Origin of the sequence: Gracilimonas tropica DSM 19535 (assembly GCF_000375425.1) — a bacterium.
Classification (GTDB): Bacteria; Bacteroidota; Rhodothermia; order Balneolales; family Balneolaceae; genus Gracilimonas; species Gracilimonas tropica.
In genome coordinates, this window is sequence record NZ_AQXG01000007.1 from 139,438 (window position 1) to 158,514 (window position 19,077).

Sequence of the window (19,077 nt, forward strand, 5' to 3'; positions counted from 1 at the left end):
TCAGCATTGAATGTTCAATGTTCTGTAATCATTGTTCTTTCCTATTTCGGCCGTAAGGTAGCAATCGGCAAGATCACCTCTTCCATGGAAGCCCCGCCATGCTGAAAGGTATCCCGGTAGCGGTTTTGGTATTTGTGATAGTTGGTAGGATATACAAAATAATAGTCCTCCCGGGCAATCATATAATTGTTGATGGAACCCACTTTAGGAAGGCGATAAGCTTCCGGGTCGTCCATAAAAATGACTGTTTCAGGCTGATCGGCTTTGAGGTTCCGGCCGTATTTATAGCGGAGGTTGGTGGCGGTATCTTTGTCACCATATACTTTGGTGTCGCGCAGGGCGCGCACTGAGCCATGGTCGGTAGTGATCACCAGTGTAACGTTTTCTTTGGCCAGGCCTTTGAACATTTGAAGCAGCGAAGAGTGCTGAAACCAGGCTTCCGTCACCGATCGAAACGCAGATACATCGGGAGCCAGCTCTTTGATGACATCCGAATCGGAACGGGAATGGACGAGCGTATCCACAAAATTGAACACAAAAGCGGCAAGTTTTGACTGTGCATAACTGCCGATCTTGTCGGCTACTTTACGCCCGGCATCTGCATTCAGGATCTTTTCATATTTGAAATTGATATCAATGCCATGGCGCTCCAGCTGCCGTTTCAGCAACTCTTCTTCATGTCGGTTCAGTGAAGATTCATCCTGACCTTGTTGCCACAATTCCGGGTACATGCGCTCGATATCAGCCGGGTATAATCCCGAAAAAATGGCATTCCGCGAATAGGGCGTTGCTGTTGGTAGAATAGAATAATAAAAGTCGGTATCGATGGAAAAGTAGTTAGAAAGAAACGGCTCAAAGATCAGCCATTGATCGTACCGCATGCAGTCGATCACGAAGAACATAACGTGCTCATCATTTTTCAGGTGTGGATTCACATACTTCTCAAAAACCTCCGGCGAAAGCATCGGCCGGGCGTCATCCGAGCGCATCCATCCCAAATATTCCTGATCTAAAAACCGCCCAAATTCTTTGTTAGCCTGCTGAAACTGATCATCAAAAACCTGCACCAATCCTTCGTCCGAAGAACCCAGGTCAATTTGCCAGTTCGTAAGTTCTTTGTAGATGTCGATCCATTCTTTCCAATGTGTACCGGGATGAATGCGGGACGACAATTCATTGAATTGCTTCAGATAGGTTTGAGCCGATTTCTCAGATTGAATGCGACTCCGCTCCAACAGTCGTTTGGTGGTCAGCAGGATTTGATTGGGATTCACCGGTTTGATGAGGTAATCGGAGATCTTACCCCCGATGGCATCCTCCATGATCGATTCTTCTTCACTTTTGGTGATCATAACCACCGGAAGCGATGGCTGTATAGCCTTGATCTTTTCAAGGGTTTCAATACCGCCCATGCCCGGCATTTGTTCATCCAGATATACGATATCAAACGGCTCGGAGGCGATCAGGCTGACCGCGTCATCCCCGTTAGAGACCGGGGTGATCTCAAATCCCTTTTTCTCTAAAAAAATAATATGCGATTGCAGATGATCGATCTCGTCATCTGCCCAAAGTATTTTAGGCATGAAATAATAGTCTTTAAATTTGCCACGAAAGCTCAAAAGTGATAAAACTTTAAGCGGACAATTTTTGTGGTTTAGTGATTTAGGGGCTGCAAAATAATTTAATCCTCAAGCTTGATGTACGGCCGGATGTTTTCCAACCGCTTTTCTCCGATACCCTTAACATTAACGAGTTCATCGATGGAATCAAAGCCGTTGTTTGTTTCCCGGTATTCAATGATACGTTTGGCATAGGTAGGACCAATACCCTTAAGAGTCTGTAGCGTTTTCAGATCAGCCGTGTTGATATTGATGATTTTTGGTGCGGTCGTTTTCGGAGTTGAGGATGGCTCTTCACTGGGTGATGCTGCCGGTTCCGTTTCCTCTACTTTTTCCATACGATTAACTTCCGGACCTGGAGAATATTTTTCAATTAGCGCAGCTTTTTCTTGTTCTGCGGCTTCGTTTCTTTTTTGAAACTCGGCCAGTATTTGGTCATAGTTTTCCTGACTATAATTGTAGGAACGCCGAAGAAATAGATTTGCAGCCAAAAGGAGTACAATGATCCCCAGCAGCAGCGCGATCCCAATGCGTTCGCCCCGCGATATCTGAAGTCTCTCTACCCAGAAAAAAGCTTTACGTTTTAGCTCATTGAAATTCATAGGTCTAATATGATAGAGGCGCACCAAAAATTCAACGTCTTTAATGTGTTACTGTGCGAAGGTGTTACGGTGTTTACGACAAATTTCACGTAAACACCGTAACACCTAAACACTGAAGCACCTTGACACAAAAAATAAGGTTGTTTAGTAAAGCAGGATGTGAGATTTTTGGCAAAATTCAGACTATGGCAGACAATCAGACATTTACATATCAGAACCAGGACATCATCTACCAAAAAGTGGGAGAAGGAAAGCCGCTCGTTATTCTCCACGGCTGGGGAAGCAGCAAACGCGTGATGATGCCGGTAGCTCAAAACTTGTCAAACCTCCGAACCAGTTATGTACTCGACCTGCCCGGATTTGGTGATTCCCCGGAACCCTCCCGCGCCTGGAATATTGATGATTACGCGGATGTAGTCCAAGCTTTTATTGAATCCTTAGGAAAAGAAAAAGTGGATGTGCTGGTGCACTCTTTTGGCGGGCGGATCATCCTGAAATTGTGCGCCCGTGATTTTGGTAAAAACCGCATCGCTAAAGTACTGATAACAGGCGGAGCCGGAATGAAACCCAGGCGGTCGATGAAATATTATATCAGAAAGTATACGGCCAAGATCCTGAAAGCTCCATTTATGCTGCTGCCCGGTTCACTCCGCGAAAAAGCATTAGGATGGTTGCGTACAACCTCACTTTGGAAAAGTCTCGGCTCTTCCGATTATTCCAAACTTTCGGGGGTGATGCGGGAGACCTTTGTGAAATCAGTGACCGAATACCTGGAATCCTGCCTCCCAAAAATTCCCCATGAAACCTTGTTGATCTGGGGAAGAAATGATGATTCTACGCCGGTTTACCAAGGACAGCGAATCGAAAAGGGAATCAAGAATGCTGCATTGGTCATTATCGAAGACGCCGGTCATTATGCCTTTCTCGATAAACCCAAGCAGTTTGCACGGATTGCAGAGGCGTTTTTTAAAGCCGGATAGTCATAAATCATCGATTCACTGTTTGCCTCGCTCCGGCGCAGAGCTTCAGGAGCGAGGGTAAACAGCTAATTACTATTTAGGATCAGCAGAACTCAGCGTTTCATCTGTGCTCCTCTGCGAGAAAATGAACGCCGAACCCAGAACCTATTCCCGAATAGTTATAACCAAAATGGATTACGATCCTGTTTGGTTATGCTTTTATTTCAGGAAGAGATGCTTTGCAGCCATTCCCCAGGAAGACCCAACTCCCATTTCACCCCAAGTTCCTCAATTTCCAGCCCGGCATTAAGCAGACTGATTCCGGTTTTTTGAGCTCGTTTGCTGCTCTTATCGCCGTTGATTCCGTAAATAGGATCATCAATAATTGGAAATCCCCACTGCTCTAAATGCAGTCGAATTTGATGTGTTCTTCCGGTTTTGGGGCTGCATTTTACGATGGCTGAATACTCACCCCTCTCCACCACTTCAAAACAGGTGATGGCTTCTTTCGCATGCTTCAACCCTAATTTACTTTCGAATACAAATCCGGTTTTACGACGAATGGGTGTATCGATAGTAATCGAATCTTCCTCCGGTTTTCCGGCGACCATCGCATAATAGGTTTTCTTTACTTCAGATCGACTGAAGCACTTCATAGCCTTTTGAGCAAAAGCCTTGTTTCGGGCAAAAAGTACGAGTCCGGAAGTGACAGCATCCAGCCGGTGGACAATTCGCAAATTGGAATAACCCCTTTCTTCCAAAATAGCCGTGAGTGAATTTTTGTTGTACCGCCCGCCGGGGTGCATGGGCAACGGCGCTGGTTTGAAGGCGATCAAATACTCTTCGGTTTGCTGAAGGATTGAGACTTCATCCGGAACAGAGGGCTCTTTTACCTTGGGGTTGTGGTGATATACTTCATCTTTAGCAGAAAGAGTGACACCCTCAGAAGCCTCCTCTCCATTCACCCCAACAAGCCCGTTTTGGATCTTGGTTTTCCACACATTGGAACCGTGAAAAGGAAACCGTTCACTCATCAGATCCAGCAGCGTTCTTCCCTCAAACTCCGATTTTACCTTAAACCGATACGTAATCGGATAAGGCTTTACAATGCGTACTTTACGAGCATCCAACGGGACGTTCCTTAAAATCCTCTCCAAAATAATTGTACCATTTCCTGAATGGTTTGAAGGCATTTTCCGGATCAAACGGGCGCTTGTATTCACTTTGCCTGCACTCTTCACTGCAGCAACCGTCCATTTGGCGGGCGCCTTCCTCACTGCAAACAAACAGCTTATTGCATTCCATATTCGCGCAATTAATGTAAGTATCGGCAGGCTTTCCGGTGATCTCACATCGGGCAATGGGCTCCAGGTCTTGCGGATTCACGGGTACTACCAGGCGGTCATCAAACACAAAACACTTGCCTTTAAAATGCTCTCCGCCCTGTTCTTTACCGTAACGGATGATGCCTCCGTGTAGCTGATTAACATCCTCCCAGCCATTTTCTTTCATCAGCACGGAGAACTTCTCGCAGCGGATACCGCCGGTGCAGTACATCAATACTTTCTTGTCTTTGGGGATGTTGGCTTCTTCCAGCCATTGGGGGAAATCGTAGAAGTTTTCAACATCCGGCTTAATAGCTCCCTTAAAATGCCCAATTTTGGATTCATAGTTATTGCGCACATCGATCATCACGTGATCTTCTTCTTCGATGACACGACGCCATTCTTCCGGTTCCAGGTAATTTCCACCATTCCTGGGATCAACATCATCCATATGCAGTGATACGATTTCTTCCCGAACTTTTACGGTCAATCGGGGGAAAGGAATGTACTCGCATTCTTCCTGCTTAAAGGCGGTATCATCAAAACCGGGAAGCGACCATACATAATTTTTGTATTCTTCAATTTGCTGATCCGTTCCGGCGGCCGTTCCGTTAAGGCCTTCTTCTGAAATATAAATTCGTCCTTTTAGCCCGATCTCTTTACAAAAATTTTTATGGGCTTTGCAAAATCTCTCCGGCTCTTCGATATGCTCGAAATTATAATAGAGTATAACTTGGTACATTTTTTCTCTTAAATTATAAGAACAGTTGTGTTTCGGCGTTTATTGATCGCGAACCTGAAAGTTAAGGAAAATCCCAATAATGAATAACCCCATCCGGCAATTTAAATATGCTCTGCTGATATGCGTGGCTTTGTGTTTCTCATTACCTGCAGCTGCACAGGAGCAATTGCCCCCTCCTACTTTACTGGATATACAGGATTCCTATATCCGGGGCGAGATCGAATTGGACGAAGCCGTATTGGAACAATTCAAAGTTCTTTTTGAACCGTCGAATGAGCATCAAATTCATAAATGTGCAACTCCTGCGCTAATGTTTTACAAGGAGCATGAACAGGAATTGGCTCCCATCACTAAAGAGAAGGTGGCGGCTTTAAAACAAGAAGCAATGGCATCTTCCCTGGTAGAGCAAAGTTACATTTCACCGAGCGGGAAATTTGAGATCTTTTATCATACTTCCGGTTCGGACTCTGTTTCTGTAGTTGACGAAGATGGAAACGGTATTCCGGATTATGTGGATTGGGCTGCAGAATCGGCGGACTCAACCTATCGGCATGAAGTTAGCAATATCGGTTTCACCGATCCCATACCTGCCGGCACGCGATATAATATCTACATCATAAATACAGGCGGGGCATATGGTTACACCGAGCAATCTTCATCAGGAGGCCCGCTTACTGAGATATTCATAGAAAATGATTTTGAGGGTTTTCCTCCCAATACCCATCCTGAAGGAAATGTGAAAGGCGCGTTGTATGTAACTATCGCTCATGAGTTTAAGCACGCCATTCAGTACCAACAAAACAATTGGCGGTCGCCTTCGGGAGCGTTTAACTGGGCAGAAATGGATGCCACATTAATGGAAGAAGTGGTTTACGATGACGTCAATGATTACTACAACTACATCAAGAATGACCTGAATGGGTCCACTCCGTATTTCGAATCTATTTTTTATGGTCCTGAAAATGGCACTCCCGGCGCCTATTGGCATGTAAGCTGGATGATCTTTTTTACAGAGCACTTTGGAAATCAAATATGGAAGGATGCCTGGCAACTGATCGAAGATCAAAATAACCTGCCGCTGGATGAAGCTCTTACCGAAGTAATTCCCGATTATGGAGAGGACTTTCCAACCCTGTTTGTACGCAATCACCTTTGGCATTTTGCCTCCGGTTCAAGGGCCAGCCTGGATAGTTACGGGTTTGAGGAGAAAGCAGATTATCCCTATTCCAATATGGAAGAGGAATTATCCATGGTGCCTTCGCAATCCTTGGCAGTTGGAGACATAAAGCCTCTGGCAGCAAGATACTATGAGATCGTCCCCTCTTCCGGGGATAAGGGATACGTGGATGTGGCGGTAGACTTTGACAGTTCCCAGGTAGGGATCGGTCTTCTGTTTTATTATGAAGACGGGTCTGTGGAAGAAGTCATCTCAACCGGGGCAAATAAAAGTCAGGTGTACATTCCTACGGAAATTTATTGGGAAGATATAAGCAGGCTGGGAATTGTAATAGCCAATTTCAGCAACAGTACATCAAGCAGGGAGCTTAGCTTGCTTATGGGGAAAACAGGCAATGCCATTCCAATTCGCGATCCGGAGTTTGCTGATCTTCCAAAAGAGATAAGGGTATATCAAAATTATCCAAATCCCTTCAACCCGGTTACCAATATAGATTTTGAGTTACCAAGAGTGGCAGAAGTGAAGCTGGAGGTATATGATTTGATGGGAAGGAAAGTTCAAACCCTTGCAGATGGAACCTTCCGCCTCGGAGCATATTCCATCCCGTTTGATGCTTCAGGACTTGCCTCGGGTACCTACCTCTATCGTTTGCAGATCGACGACATGAGTTTCACCAAGAAGATGCTGTTGGTAAAATAAACCGATAGGAATCAGAATCAGGGATAGAATTACGGGCACATCTTAAACAGGTATTAATTATCATTGGCTTGGTATGCATCAATTTTAGAAGAATACGATAAAGGCCTATGTCGCACCATCAAATTAAATCTCCCAAAAAACATCCATTCTGGCTTAAGGCTACGCTCATTTTGATTGGTTTGAGTTTACTGTTTGTAGTAGTCAGTTACGGCAAGTTCATACTGATGCCAATCGCTTTCTCTGCTTTTTTTGCGATGCTTCTAAATCCGTTGGTTGAAATTTTTGAAAAATGGAAATTAGGTCGTGCCGGGAGTATTCTTCTTACACTTTTGGTGGTCTTGGTAGTATTGGCCGGCGTATTTTCGCTTATTTCTGCACAATTCATCCAGTTTTCGGAGCGCGTGCCGGAAGTCACCGAAAAACTGAAAACCACAACCAATACAGCAATCACGTTTTTGGAAGAAAGCGTGGGAATATCACAGGAGGAGCAGAGCCAGTATGTACAGCAAGGTATTAATAACCTGATCGACCAAAGCGGAAACTACGTGAGTTCTATTGTGAGTGCTACCACCAATATGTTTACGGTGATGACACTGATGCCCATCTTCATTTTTTTTATGCTGTACTACCGCGAAATGTACCGCACTTTTTTCCGCAAGCTCGTGGATGTAAAGAAAGGAGCCGGCTCAAATATTGATGGCTTACTGGATCGTATTCAAGGCGTAACTCAGGATTACCTGGTAGGCATGCTTACCGTGATCGGCATTTTAGCCGTTCTAAATACCACGGGATTATTCATTGTTGGATTAGAACATGCTGTTTTCTTTGGTGTTTTTGCTGCACTTTTAGCGATCATTCCCTACATCGGAATCATTATTGGAGCATTGCCTCCGCTGCTTTATGCCTTGTTGTTAACCGATTCATTCTTGACTCCGGTTTTTGTGATCGCCGTTTTTGGGACGGTTCAATTTCTGGAAGGCAATTTTATCACTCCAAGGATCGTCGGTTCCAAAGTATCCATTAATCCATTCGTGGCCATGGTAGCATTGATCATAGGCGGGGAGTTATGGGGAATTTCCGGAATGATCCTATTCGTTCCTTTGATCGGAATACTGAAAGTCATCTTTGATCAGATCGAAGAATTAAAACCTTATGGATATTTATTGGGAAACACTGTTGAATATCATGAGGATAAGTAGAAAAGTAACGGTGGTTCAGCCAATTGTTATTGGTTTACTGTGCCTTTTGATGACAGGATGCAATTCCAAACAATCAGACCGCCGGGAGCACTACTTCCTGAGAGGATATGATGAATTAGAATTCCGAGACAAAAATGGAATAACCGTCCCTTCCGATTTTTATATAGGCACCATTCAAATAAATGGGCAGAGATCCTACCAAATTCGCGATACCTCATTAACGCTGGTTAATAAGTACACGGGCGAACCATATAGCGGCTACATCCGAACTTTTCATCGGGATCGGTTCAACCTAAACCTGCAGGGCGAGTTTGAAGACGGAAAAATGTTCAGGTTGAGGTATTGGCATCCCAACAGAACGTTGGGAATGGATGCTGATTTTATGCATCAGTCGTGGCGAATTTGGAATATTGGCGGCAATATCATGGCAGAGTCGAATGAAGACGAAACGTATTACTACTATCCTGAAAAGGACAGAAATTTGATCAAAGAAATCATCAGCGACACCATGCGCAGTTATTTTGACCGGGAAGGAAATTTAGAACGCTACACCAAATATTCCGATTCAGCCAGTATTCACTACTATCCGACGGGACAAAAACGAGCTGTTTTTCCTTTCAGACGAAATGGAGGGATGAACGGACTGGTGCAAGAGTGGTATCCTAACGGACAGCTTAAAGTGCAGGGCCTTTACGAAAATGGAGAGCAGGTCGGCACATGGGTTAAATTCGACAGCCTCGGAAATGTTGAAGAAAAGATCAAATATTGATGAAGAACAGACTTGTCAGGTTTTGGAAATCTGCAAGGCTTGTTGATAGTTTTAGATCTTATCCCCCGGGAAAAAAAGATCGCGAACGTGGGTGTAATTAGCGGCCATGCGTCCAATGGGATCATATTTTGCGTAATTCACTTTTTCGCCATCCAGATATACCTCATCATTCATGTGATAGCAAACCAACTCTCCGATCACCTGGTTGAAGTCGCCGATCTGCATCACCCGATCTAATTTACATTCCATGCTGATGAGCGCTTCTTCCACCCTTGGAGCGGTAACCAATTCACTTTTGGCGGGCGTTAATTTTGCTTCATCAAACTCACTGACATCCTTTGGAAAAATTGTGCTGGAAATCTGCATTTGCTCAGCCAGCGAAGCGGAGACCATGTTGATCACAAAATCACCGCTTTCCTGAATGTTGGCAAGTGTGTCTTTGTGGTCTTTCCCGATCTTTTCTCCCAGTCCTATCGATATGATAAACATGATGGGATCATGCGAGATCACATTGAAGTAGCTGTAAGGTGCCAAATTCGGAATACCACTTTTTCCTACTGATGATATCCAGGCAATAGGGCGTGGAACCACAGTTCCTTTTACCAGTTTCACCACTTTACGCTCAGAAAATTCAGACTGCTTTATGATCACGGACATGCATTTTTAGGGTTGAAAGATCAGCTCCAAAGGTAGTGCTTTTTGGAAAGTTTGCATAATAAAGGCGGTTGCGGTTGGTTATCAGAATAAACAAATTCCTTACAAATCATAGAAAAAGTAAGAATTATGCCAACAGCAACACTCACATCCAAGGGACAGGTTACCATCCCCAAAAAGATCAGAGACAAGCTTGGATTGAAACCCGGAGATAAGCTCAATTTTGAAGTTGAAGATAATCGAACAATCAGCCTAAAAAAGAAGAAAAGCATTGATGAAGCTTTTGGAATGCTTAAGAGAGAGAATCAAGAGGCTTTAACAATTGAAGAAATGAATGAAGGGGTCGCTGAATATTTTAAAAAGAAATATGGTGTTAAATGATAGGGGCTGATACGAATACAATTATACGTTTTTTGGTAAGAGATAATGAGGAACAGGCTCAAAAAGTGAAGCAAATATTGGAGCAAGGGGAAACACTTTACCTTAATCAGGTAGTACTCTCAGAAATCTATTATGTTTTAACTACCGCTTATAAATTCTCCGATCCTGAATTCATCAAGGCTATAGATAAATTATTAGAGATAGAAGGATTTGAGTTTTTTGATGATCAAGTAGTTAAAAACATAATAAGAGACTTTATTAAATCTAACGCTGATTTTGAGGACTGTATGATACACCAAATAAACGCTTCTCAGAATTTACAAACTCTCACCTTCGACAAAAAAGCTTCCAAACTAAAAGGCATGAAATTGTTGGAATAATCTGCAATTCGTAGGGGCAATTCATGAATTGCCCCTACGAATTTTTTGTAGCTATCGTGCTTCAAAAAATGCCTTCACTTCGTCAGCACTCTTCGCATTCAGCACCCGGTCTGGACCATACTTCCCTTTCCGAGCAATGCGAACACCGTATTTTATATCATCGATGCCTTTGATGCTATGCGCATCGGGGTTGATGGAGGTCATCATGCCAACTTCACGCGCCTTATTCCCAAAGCGCCAATCCAGGTCTAACCGGTGCGGACTTGCATTGATCTCGATGGCAGTATTATGCTCAGCGGCTAAGGCTACCAATTCGTTCAGATCAAGATCGCTGCCATTGCGCTGGAGAAGTAAACGTCCGGTAGGGTGACCCAAAATCCGGGTGTATGGATTCTTGATAGCATTCTTCATTCTCTCCATCATTTTCTCACGCGGCATGTTTAATGATTGATGCACACTGGCGATCACAAAATCAAAACCTTCCAGAATATCATCCTCATAATCCAGCGAGCCATCTGCAAGGATATCAGATTCGATACCTTTAAAGATCACGAAATTGGTTCCTGCTTCCTTGAATTCTTCATTCAGCTGATCGATCTCTTCCCACTGTTCTTTGATCTCATCTTGCGTAAGTCCACCGGCATAAGCAGCCGTTTTGGAGTGATCAGTAAGCCCCAAATACTCGTAACCTCGTTCTATGCAAGCTTCAGCCATTTCTTTGATGGAGAACTTTCCATCACTCCAGGTACTGTGGGCGTGAATGACTCCGCGAATTTCTTCATCGGTTACCAGCGGAAAGTCTTCCTGCTTTTCGTAGATGGAAAACTCATTGCGGTCTTCCCGTAATTCCGGCGGCACAAAATGCAGGTCCAATTTTTGATAGATGTCAGATTCGCTGGAGTAATCGATTGGCTGGTCAAAATCCGTGTTGCCTTCTTTATCCAGTTTGAACAATCCGTATTCATTCAGGCTCATTCCATGGTCACGTGCTCGCTGACGCATCACCACATTATGCTCTTTGCTACCGGTGAAGTACATCAACGCTGCTGAAAATTCTTTGGGTTTCACGATACGAAGATCCACCTGTCGGCCTTCTTTGGTGCGAACCGAACTCTTGGTATCACCCCGGCCTAAGATCTCTGTCACGCGATCATGCGAAGTAAATACATCAAAAAGCTCCGATATGCGATCTTCATCTGCGGCAATCAGAATGTCAATATCGCCAATGGTTTCAAGTCCACGCCGAAAGGAACCTGCGATCTCGATCTGCTGTACGCCGTCCAGATCTTTGAGACTTTCAAAAATGGGAATGGCAATTTCTTCGGCTTCATCCAGTCGGCAACGCTCATCAAATTTTTCCATCCATTCAATGGATTTTTTGATCTTCTCTGCCGATTTCTGTCCCAATCCCGAAAGCGAAGCCACCGAGCCATCATCGATTTTCTCCTTCAATTCCTCAATGGTACTGATGCCCAATTCCTTGTGAATTTTATAGGCATTCTTGGGCCCCAAACCAGATATGTCCAGCCATTGGATCAACCCTTCCGGAACTTTTTCTTTGAAATCTTCCAGCACCGGCATTTCTCCGGTGTCATAAAGCGTGTAGATATCCTCGGCAATCGACTTTCCAACGCCTTTAATGTCCGTTAAGTTCTTGTTCTGAATGTAGTCGTTGATGTCCTCCTGAAGTCCTTCGATGGTTTGAGCCGCTTTATCAAAAGCGATCACTTTAAAACGGTTTTCTCCGGCTAGTTGCATCAATTGGGACACTTCGCGGAGCTTATCGGCAATATCGTTGTTGGTAAATGGCATGATTGGCTGCGGTTTGGTTTTTGGGAATGATAGGGAGCGAAATCATTGCATTCAAAAGGGAATTTCCTGACAAATTCGTTCTGTAGATAATAGAATTATAAATGAAGGACTTTATATGGTGATTCGTTACTTCGCAAAGCATAGGAACGAGATAAGAGGGACAGCTTGTCCGTCCATGTTCAATCTGGGAATGTTGTTTAAGGTCGGCAACTTTCGGGCAAGCTTCCCGACCTACGTATAACACTCGCTACTACGCTCTGCGTTGGAGCGAAAACAATAAGAAGCAAAATTGTATAAATCATCATCATGATTCGGCATTCGGGGGAGAAGCAGAATTGGTAAATTTGGTCAACCCCCAAAAAAAAGTATCAAGTATCATGAAATCAACCGTATTAAATATTGAAGGAATGGGATGCAGCGGATGTGTAAACACCGTAGAAAATGCAATTTCAGCGCTTCCGGGAGTCAAATCCGCTATTGTAAATCTCGAAAAAGAAACGGCAGAAGTAGATTACGATGAAAACGAAGTAAAAGAAGCCGACTTCAGGCAGGCCGTGGAAGATGCCGGCTATCAAATGACCGGGATTCAGTCCTGATAAGAAATAGGATTAGCTATCATCAGGGTCACTCCGAAGTTGTCATCCCGAGTGGCTAATAAAAAAACAAAGAGATCACTGCTGAACACGAGGGATCTCAATGACTACTTCAGCTCGCTGGTTCAAACCTTGAGACCCCTCGCGAAATACATCGTCACCCCTTTTCAAATTCCTAAGCGTCTCGGGGTGACAACATTATATACTTAATCATCATTTTATAACATCCATGAAAAAAGTAACCCTACAAATTGATGGCATGCATTGTGCCGGCTGCGCCAATGCCGTAGATAAACAGCTGGAATCACTGGAAGGTGTACAAACAGCGCAAGTGAACCTTGCCACAGAATCGGCGGTAGTGGAATATGAGGGAGATATCTCAATGGAGGTGTTTTCTGATGCCATTTCCAAAGCCGGATACACGTTGGTTCAGGATGAAACAGAAACCAAATCAAAAGCCGATCAGGTAGAAGAACGCGAGCAGAAAAAGCTGGAAACGGCTCGTCAAAATATGATCCTGTCTTGGGTGCCTACGGTGATCATGCTCGGTTGGATGCTTCCTATGTGGTTGGCAGGTTATATGCTGTTGGGTCCAGTTGGGATGGAGCTGGGGATGATCATCCTGTCAGGTTTTGCCATTTTTGTACCCGGCTGGGAAACCCTGAAAAGTGCATGGAAATCCACAAAGAACCTAAGTCCAAATATGGATGTGCTGATCGCGATGGGAGCATTGGCTTCGCTTTCAACAGGAATCGTCGTACTGCTGCATCATCTGGGAATTGGGCCCGAATTCCATAGCTTTGCAATGATCGGCGGGATGATCATGGCGTTTCACCTGACCGGTCGCTACATCGAAACAAAAGCAAAAGGAAGTGCTTCTCAGGCCATCCGAAAATTGCTGACATTGGGTGCGAAAGAAGCCTCCGTGATTCGGGATAAGGAAGAAGTGAAAATTCCGGTTAGTGAACTCAAGATCGGTGATATCATGGTAGTTCGACCCGGAGAAAAAGTACCTACCGATGGGGAAGTGATCGAAGGCGAAAGCAGCGTGGATGAATCTATTGCAACGGGAGAATCAATGCCCGTAGAAAAATCAAAAGGCGATGAAGTGATCGGCGCTACGTTAAATACCAATGGTGTGTTGAAAGTGAAGGCCACAAAAGTGGGCAACGAGACTTTCCTCAACCAGGTTATCAAAATGGTAGAAGAAGCGCAGGGATCAAAAATTCCCATTCAGGATTTTGCCGATCAGGTGACCAAAGTATTTGTGCCAATCGTACTCCTCTTATCGGGATTGACATTGGTTTCCTGGTTAGTATTTCCGGGATTTTTTGGCGGTTTGGTGGAATGGGCATCGAATTTCATTCCTTGGGTGAACCCGGAGATGAGTTCGGTCTCCCTGGCCTTTTATGCGATGATCGCTGTGCTTGTGATTGCATGTCCATGTGCTTTAGGGCTTGCCACTCCAACCGCTTTGATGGTTGGTTCCGGATTGGGTGCTGAAAACGGAATTCTCATCCGAAAGGGAGAAGCCATTCAGCGCATGAAAGATGTGGATGCCATCGTGCTGGATAAAACGGGCACCATCACCAAAGGAAAACCGGAGGTAACCGATGTGATCACATTTGGGGATGTGTCCGAATCTGACTTGTTGAAATGGGCTGCCGCCGTTGAAAATAACTCAGAACATCCGTTAGCACGAGCGGTGGTAAATGCAGCTTCGGAGCGAAATATCGACATTAGAAGTTCAATCGGCTTTGAAGCCATCACCGGAAAAGGAGTGAAAGCCATTTTGGATGACGGAGCAGTTGGCATTGGCACGTCATCGCTGATGGAAGAGCTTGGAGCGGAGATTTCCGATGACAAATCATCCCAAAAACAACAATTGGAGGAACAAGCGAAAACTGCGGTATTCGTGAGCAAAGCCGGAAACCTGATCGGAATTCTGGGTATTGCGGATGAGGTAAAGTCGGACAGTAAGGAAGCGATTGCTGCATTCAAAAAACTGGGGCTGAAAACCATTATGCTCACCGGCGATAATGAGAAAACGGGACGGGCTATAGCTGCAAAAGTAGGTATCGATGAAGTGATCGCAGAAGTACTTCCTGACCAAAAGTCTAATGAGATCAAAAAACTGCAGGAAGCCGGGAAAGTCGTGGCGATGGTAGGTGATGGTATCAACGACGCACCGGCGCTTACGTTGGCGGATGTGGGCATCGCCATTGGAACGGGGACAGATGTGGCGATCGAATCTGGCGATATCGTGTTGGTGAAAGGCGATCTGCCGGGCGTGCTTCGGGCTATTAAGCTCAGCAAGGCGACCTTCACCAAGATCAAACAGAACCTATTCTGGGCTTTCTTCTACAACCTTATCATGATTCCACTCGCAGTAATTGGATTATTGCATCCGTTACTTGCTGAGGCTGCCATGGCGTTCAGTTCTATTAATGTAGTATTTAACTCGAAGCGATTGTCAGCGACCAAGTTGGACTGATCTGGAGTGTTTCATTTACATGGAACCATTTCAACTTGGATGACGGTTAAGGCTCCGTAATTGAAGAACAAACATTAAACCAACTTAGCATGAGAAAATTTATTTACCTGGCATCTATTTTATTTTTGATGGGTGCTTGTACACAATCTAAAGAACAAAATATGGTAGCTGAAGGGCCTTCGGTGAAGGGAGAAGAAGTAAGCTATTCTACGGATGACATCACCATGAATGGCTACATCGCTTATGATGAAAACCTGACGGGCAAACATCCCGGAATTTTGGTAGTTCACGAATGGTGGGGACATGATGAACACGCTCGCCACAGTGCAGAAAAGCTGGCCGAATTAGGCTATGTAGCCTTGGCGGTAGACATGTACGGAAATGGAAAGATGGCTACGCATCCTGAAGATGCCATGCAGTTTTCCGGTGAAGTGATGGGGAATTTTGAAAATGCCAAAGCCCGCTTTAATGCAGCCATGGAAACTTTGAAGAATAATCCCAAGGTAGATCCTGAAAAGATCGGGGCAATCGGTTATTGCTTCGGCGGAAGTGTGATTCTTGCAATGGCTCATTCCGGCGCAGACCTTGACGGCGTGGCTGCTTTCCATGCAGGACTTCAACTCCCGGTGATGCCACAGCAAGGAATGAGCTCCCGAATCCTGATCATGAACGGAGCCGCCGACCCTATGGTCACTCAAGAACAGGTAACAGCTTTGACCGGTGCCTATGAGGAATTGGGAGCGGATTATCAGTACATCAGTTATGAAGGTGCCCAACATGCGTACACCAATCCCGGTGCAGATTCTTTGGGACAGAAATTTCAGCTTCCATTGGCATACAATGCCGAAGCCGACAGTCTTTCCTGGGAAGAGATGAAAGCTTTTTTTGCCGAGACGTTTGGCGATGGGGAGATGTAAATGATCTTACTGTAACCTTGGTTCGAGATTAGAGCTTTGATGTTGTCATCCCTTTAGAAGTTAAATAGGACGTGGGCCTGCCTCACCAGCAGGCAGGCGGCGTGTGCAGGAAACTTGTTTCCAGTTATTTAATTTCGCTACTTCAACCAAGTCATGATCTCCGAGCAGTATAAAAGCCGGGTTGTTAGCCAAGCCATACTTTACAGATTATCTCTTCTTATCTTGTCCCTTCAATTTTAGTTTAACGAACTTCTTATTCATGGAATACATCATTGACGGGATCATAAATGGCATCATGCAAACGAGTCTGCCGGAGTGGATTGCAGTAGCTACAGGATTGGCCAGTGTATGGTTTTCTATGAAAGAGAATTTATGGGTCTATCCAACCGGTATTGTCAGCGTATTGATCTATGTTTATCTCGCTTTTCAGTATAAGCTGTATGCCGATATGGGCGTAAATTTCTACTACTTCGTGATGAGCGTATATGGCTGGTATTATTGGATTCACCCCAAAGATGAAAATGAAAAACAAGTGCCTGTAACCGTAAACAATCAAAATGAAAACCGAGTCACCGCAGCTTTATTGATCGGTTCTTTTGCCCTGCTATATTTTGGCTTAGCCAACTTCACTGACAGCGATGTGGCTTTCTGGGATGCAGCTACTACCAGCTTCGCTATCGCCGGTATGTACCTGATGGCTCGTAAAAAACTGGAAAACTGGGTTGCCTGGATAATCACCGACCTTATTTCAATTCCACTTTACTTTTATAAAGGATTGGTACTGACGAGCTTTCAGTTTCTTGTATTCACCATTCTTGCTTTTGCAGGATATGCGGCCTGGAGAAATTCCCTCAAAAAACACGAAGAAGCCCAGGAGAACTGGGCGGTTGTGGGTTAGTAGTGATGAAGTTATGAAGTGATAGAGTGAGAACGATTCTGATTGGCCTGTTCCTAATTTAACATTGCAAGGCGAACGCTTAACCAGCACTGTTAAGTTCCAATGACTACTTCATCACTTTATAACTTTGTCACTTCGTAACTACCCCCTTTCTACAAAAACGATGAGGTCGCCGCTTTCGATTTGGATTGAGAATTCGGGATCGGTGGTTTCGTTTGAGGTACCGTCGCGCTGACCGTTTTCCAATTTTTCTCCTGATAGTTTATATCTCAAGCCGGTGGTGGTAATGCCATGTACTGCCCCGGAAAGAGGAAACAAGGAGACGATGTTTCCCACTTCACATTTCATTGAAAACTGTTGCTGTACCATGAAAGCATCGAAGGTCTCATCCCGGTATAGCAAGGTCTCAAACCGGTCGTGAAATTGCTTCAGTACCGAAAGGTTTTTCAGAGAGTGATCCATACGCAGGCCGAAGGCACCAAGTACGTGGCAGGTTTCAACTCCTTTATCCAGGGCAAGCCGGAGTGCTTTTTCGAGATCGTTGGTTTCCTGGTCCGGTTCATAAATAACCTCAAATCCAGGGTTTTCAGGTTTTTCGAAACTGTCCATATCCCCGATCACAATATGAGGCCTTAGTCCTTTTTCGAGAATGCGGTTTCCTCCGCCGTCAGCACCTATCAGGAGGTCAGAATGTTGTGCTTCTTGTTGTAATAATTCGGTTTTTGGCGGAAATCCGTTGCTAACTATAACTGCGTGCATGCTTGTTTTTTATGCTGAAATCTTTTCCTGTAAAATACATGGATTTGTGGCAATGTTCGCCTATTTTTGGCGCTATGAAGACTTTTATATTCAACAATTTTATTTCAAAGATCACAAAACATCAAACCGTAGCGGTATTTTCGCATGTTCGTCCTGATGGCGACTGTCTGGGAGCCCAGGTAGGTTTTAGCTTATGGCTGCAAAAGAACGGAATCAAAGCTTCTGCTTTTAATGAAGATGAACTTCCTGAAAACATGCATTGGCTGCAGGAGTTCTTTCCCATCCGGAAACCTTCTGAGGCTCAACTCTCGGAATTTGATGCCTTCGTGGTGCTGGATGGAAATGCCTTGCACCGGTTTGGGGACGTCGCAGAAAAAATCGCGGACCTTGGAAAGCCAGTTTACATGATCGATCACCACCCTGATCCGGAAGATATTTATGAGGAGCCGATCTCGGTCGTTTCAGCATCCTCTACTTGTGAACTGGTGTACCGGCTCTTTGCTGAACATAACATCGATCAAATTGATGAACCCGTAGCCAAAGCGTTATACCTGGGGTTGGTCACCGACACCGGTTCATTTCAGTTCGATAGTGTGAAGCCGGCCACGCTACACGCAGCAGCAGACTTACTGGATCGCGGTCGGTTCACCCCGAATGTGATTACCAATAAAATTTACGCGTCCCGCCCGTTAAAGCAACTGAAACTGCTGAGTATGGCATTGGAAACAATTGAAACTCACGCCCAGGGCAAAATTGCAACCATCACCATTACGCAGGAGATGTTTACCAGAACCGGGACAACCAACGAGGATACGGAAGGTTTCGTGCAGTATCCGCTGAGTGTGGAAGGCGTGCTGGCTTGTGTTCTTTTTCGGGAAGATGAAGACCGAATCAAGTTAAGCCTGCGTTCACAAAGTGATTCTATTGACGTCAATAAATGGGCCCGAAAGTTCAACGGAGGCGGGCATAAAAAAGCAGCAGGGGCTCACTTCGTGGGAACCCTGAAGGAAGCGAAAAAGGCCGTTTTAAAAGTGGGAGAGGAACAATTATAGTGACTCTTCAAAGATTTTTGCTATTATGGGCTAACGGTTAGTGTAG

Annotated in this window: 18 protein-coding genes; 11 read left to right on the forward strand and 7 right to left on the reverse strand. The window is 44.8% G+C overall.

From position 1 onward, the window contains the following. Positions 1 to 41 precede the first annotated feature (41 nt). Both porX and B151_RS19635 read right to left on the reverse strand, forming a co-directional pair. Complete coding sequence (gene porX, locus B151_RS0112135) at positions 42 to 1,583, reverse strand: T9SS response regulator signal transducer PorX (RefSeq protein WP_026166642.1); 1,542 nt, start codon at positions 1,581 to 1,583, stop codon at positions 42 to 44. Between the two features lie 98 nt (positions 1,584 to 1,681). Further along, complete coding sequence (locus tag B151_RS19635) at positions 1,682 to 2,221, reverse strand: ComEA family DNA-binding protein (protein ID WP_020403913.1); 540 nt, start codon at positions 2,219 to 2,221, stop codon at positions 1,682 to 1,684. Positions 2,222 to 2,406: 185 nt separating this feature from the next. On the opposite strand from B151_RS19635, the gene B151_RS0112145 reads away from it, so the two are divergent. Beyond that, positions 2,407 to 3,201: an alpha/beta fold hydrolase gene (locus tag B151_RS0112145; RefSeq protein ID WP_051069748.1), complete on the forward strand. Its 795-nt coding sequence runs from the start codon at positions 2,407 to 2,409 to the stop codon at positions 3,199 to 3,201. 203 nt (positions 3,202 to 3,404) lie between these two features. Here the strand turns inward: B151_RS0112145 and B151_RS0112150 are convergent, their stop codons facing one another. Next, positions 3,405 to 4,310 carry a pseudouridine synthase family protein gene (locus tag B151_RS0112150; protein ID WP_020403915.1) on the reverse strand — a complete coding sequence of 302 codons (906 nt, stop codon included), beginning with the start codon at positions 4,308 to 4,310 and terminating at the stop codon, positions 3,405 to 3,407. After that, positions 4,297 to 5,247 (reverse strand): oxygen-dependent tRNA uridine(34) hydroxylase TrhO, encoded by a 951-nt coding sequence (trhO, locus tag B151_RS0112155; protein ID WP_020403916.1) that lies wholly within the window; start codon positions 5,245 to 5,247, stop codon positions 4,297 to 4,299. Before trhO ends, B151_RS0112150 begins: the two co-directional genes overlap by 14 nt. Before the next feature lie 79 nt (positions 5,248 to 5,326). On the opposite strand from trhO, the gene B151_RS19640 reads away from it, so the two are divergent. From B151_RS19640 to B151_RS0112170, 3 genes are all read left to right on the forward strand, one after another. Beyond that, positions 5,327 to 7,123 (forward strand): T9SS type A sorting domain-containing protein, encoded by a 1,797-nt coding sequence (locus tag B151_RS19640; RefSeq protein WP_020403917.1) that lies wholly within the window; start codon positions 5,327 to 5,329, stop codon positions 7,121 to 7,123. 107 nt (positions 7,124 to 7,230) lie between these two features. Beyond that, the gene (locus B151_RS0112165; RefSeq protein WP_020403918.1) at positions 7,231 to 8,322 is read left to right on the forward strand and encodes an AI-2E family transporter; all 1,092 of its coding nucleotides are present in this window, start codon (positions 7,231 to 7,233) and stop codon (positions 8,320 to 8,322) included. Next, entirely contained in the window at positions 8,309 to 9,091 is a 783-nt protein-coding gene (locus tag B151_RS0112170; RefSeq protein ID WP_157470969.1) for a toxin-antitoxin system YwqK family antitoxin, read from the forward strand. The genes B151_RS0112165 and B151_RS0112170 overlap by 14 nt, the downstream gene beginning before the upstream one ends. A gap of 51 nt (positions 9,092 to 9,142) precedes the next feature. Here B151_RS0112170 and B151_RS0112175 read toward each other — a convergent pair whose 3' ends face one another. Further along, positions 9,143 to 9,748: a flavin reductase family protein gene (locus tag B151_RS0112175; RefSeq protein WP_020403920.1), complete on the reverse strand. Its 606-nt coding sequence runs from the start codon at positions 9,746 to 9,748 to the stop codon at positions 9,143 to 9,145. 126 nt (positions 9,749 to 9,874) lie between these two features. On the opposite strand from B151_RS0112175, the gene B151_RS0112180 reads away from it, so the two are divergent. Together B151_RS0112180 and B151_RS0112185 are read left to right on the forward strand one after the other, a co-directional pair. Continuing rightward, positions 9,875 to 10,126 (forward strand): AbrB/MazE/SpoVT family DNA-binding domain-containing protein, encoded by a 252-nt coding sequence (locus B151_RS0112180; protein WP_020403921.1) that lies wholly within the window; start codon positions 9,875 to 9,877, stop codon positions 10,124 to 10,126. Next, positions 10,123 to 10,506, forward strand: a complete 384-nt coding sequence (locus tag B151_RS0112185) for a type II toxin-antitoxin system VapC family toxin (RefSeq protein ID WP_020403922.1) — start codon at positions 10,123 to 10,125, stop codon at positions 10,504 to 10,506. The genes B151_RS0112180 and B151_RS0112185 overlap by 4 nt, the downstream gene beginning before the upstream one ends. 51 nt (positions 10,507 to 10,557) lie before the next feature. Here the strand turns inward: B151_RS0112185 and polX are convergent, their stop codons facing one another. Beyond that, complete coding sequence (polX, locus tag B151_RS18675; protein WP_020403923.1) at positions 10,558 to 12,318, reverse strand: DNA polymerase/3'-5' exonuclease PolX; 1,761 nt, start codon at positions 12,316 to 12,318, stop codon at positions 10,558 to 10,560. 377 nt (positions 12,319 to 12,695) lie between these two features. Here polX and B151_RS0112195 point away from each other — a divergent pair, with 377 nt between their 5' ends. The 4 genes from B151_RS0112195 to pnuC all read left to right on the forward strand — a co-directional run bounded on the left by B151_RS0112195 (position 12,696) and on the right by pnuC (position 17,220). Continuing rightward, on the forward strand, positions 12,696 to 12,914 hold the full coding sequence (locus tag B151_RS0112195) for a heavy-metal-associated domain-containing protein (RefSeq protein WP_020403924.1): 219 nt from the start codon (positions 12,696 to 12,698) through the stop codon (positions 12,912 to 12,914). Positions 12,915 to 13,140: 226 nt separating this feature from the next. Continuing rightward, positions 13,141 to 15,405, forward strand: a complete 2,265-nt coding sequence (locus B151_RS0112200; RefSeq protein WP_020403925.1) for a heavy metal translocating P-type ATPase — start codon at positions 13,141 to 13,143, stop codon at positions 15,403 to 15,405. A gap of 89 nt (positions 15,406 to 15,494) precedes the next feature. Continuing rightward, positions 15,495 to 16,322: a dienelactone hydrolase family protein gene (locus B151_RS0112205; protein ID WP_020403926.1), complete on the forward strand. Its 828-nt coding sequence runs from the start codon at positions 15,495 to 15,497 to the stop codon at positions 16,320 to 16,322. Positions 16,323 to 16,581: 259 nt separating this feature from the next. Further along, positions 16,582 to 17,220, forward strand: coding sequence for a nicotinamide riboside transporter PnuC (gene pnuC / locus B151_RS18680; protein ID WP_020403927.1), 639 nt, complete (start codon positions 16,582 to 16,584; stop codon positions 17,218 to 17,220). A gap of 141 nt (positions 17,221 to 17,361) precedes the next feature. On the opposite strand, the gene B151_RS0112215 is transcribed toward pnuC, so the two are convergent. Then, on the reverse strand, positions 17,362 to 17,979 hold the full coding sequence (locus B151_RS0112215) for a thiamine diphosphokinase (RefSeq protein ID WP_020403928.1): 618 nt from the start codon (positions 17,977 to 17,979) through the stop codon (positions 17,362 to 17,364). A gap of 74 nt (positions 17,980 to 18,053) precedes the next feature. Between B151_RS0112215 and B151_RS0112220 the strand changes: the two genes are divergently transcribed. Then, positions 18,054 to 19,031, forward strand: coding sequence for a DHH family phosphoesterase (locus B151_RS0112220; RefSeq protein ID WP_040517012.1), 978 nt, complete (start codon positions 18,054 to 18,056; stop codon positions 19,029 to 19,031). Positions 19,032 to 19,077: the final 46 nt, after the last annotated feature.

What these genes read in the sequence shown, in the direction of transcription:
- porX (WP_026166642.1), bottom strand. Translation starts at nt 1,583, where the DNA reads ATGCCTAAAATACTTTGGGCAGATGACGAGATCGATCATCTGCAATCG.
- B151_RS19635 (WP_020403913.1), bottom strand. Translation starts at nt 2,221, where the DNA reads ATGAATTTCAATGAGCTAAAACGTAAAGCTTTTTTCTGGGTAGAGAGA.
- B151_RS0112145 (WP_051069748.1), top strand. Translation starts at nt 2,407, where the DNA reads ATGGCAGACAATCAGACATTTACATATCAGAACCAGGACATCATCTAC.
- trhO (WP_020403916.1), bottom strand. Translation starts at nt 5,247, where the DNA reads ATGTACCAAGTTATACTCTATTATAATTTCGAGCATATCGAAGAGCCG.
- B151_RS19640 (WP_020403917.1), top strand. Translation starts at nt 5,327, where the DNA reads ATGAATAACCCCATCCGGCAATTTAAATATGCTCTGCTGATATGCGTG.
- B151_RS0112165 (WP_020403918.1), top strand. Translation starts at nt 7,231, where the DNA reads ATGTCGCACCATCAAATTAAATCTCCCAAAAAACATCCATTCTGGCTT.
- B151_RS0112170 (WP_157470969.1), top strand. Translation starts at nt 8,309, where the DNA reads ATGAGGATAAGTAGAAAAGTAACGGTGGTTCAGCCAATTGTTATTGGT.
- B151_RS0112175 (WP_020403920.1), bottom strand. Translation starts at nt 9,748, where the DNA reads ATGTCCGTGATCATAAAGCAGTCTGAATTTTCTGAGCGTAAAGTGGTG.
- B151_RS0112180 (WP_020403921.1), top strand. Translation starts at nt 9,875, where the DNA reads ATGCCAACAGCAACACTCACATCCAAGGGACAGGTTACCATCCCCAAA.
- B151_RS0112185 (WP_020403922.1), top strand. Translation starts at nt 10,123, where the DNA reads ATGATAGGGGCTGATACGAATACAATTATACGTTTTTTGGTAAGAGAT.
- polX (WP_020403923.1), bottom strand. Translation starts at nt 12,318, where the DNA reads ATGCCATTTACCAACAACGATATTGCCGATAAGCTCCGCGAAGTGTCC.
- B151_RS0112195 (WP_020403924.1), top strand. Translation starts at nt 12,696, where the DNA reads ATGAAATCAACCGTATTAAATATTGAAGGAATGGGATGCAGCGGATGT.
- B151_RS0112200 (WP_020403925.1), top strand. Translation starts at nt 13,141, where the DNA reads ATGAAAAAAGTAACCCTACAAATTGATGGCATGCATTGTGCCGGCTGC.
- B151_RS0112205 (WP_020403926.1), top strand. Translation starts at nt 15,495, where the DNA reads ATGAGAAAATTTATTTACCTGGCATCTATTTTATTTTTGATGGGTGCT.
- pnuC (WP_020403927.1), top strand. Translation starts at nt 16,582, where the DNA reads ATGGAATACATCATTGACGGGATCATAAATGGCATCATGCAAACGAGT.
- B151_RS0112215 (WP_020403928.1), bottom strand. Translation starts at nt 17,979, where the DNA reads ATGCACGCAGTTATAGTTAGCAACGGATTTCCGCCAAAAACCGAATTA.
- B151_RS0112220 (WP_040517012.1), top strand. Translation starts at nt 18,054, where the DNA reads ATGAAGACTTTTATATTCAACAATTTTATTTCAAAGATCACAAAACAT.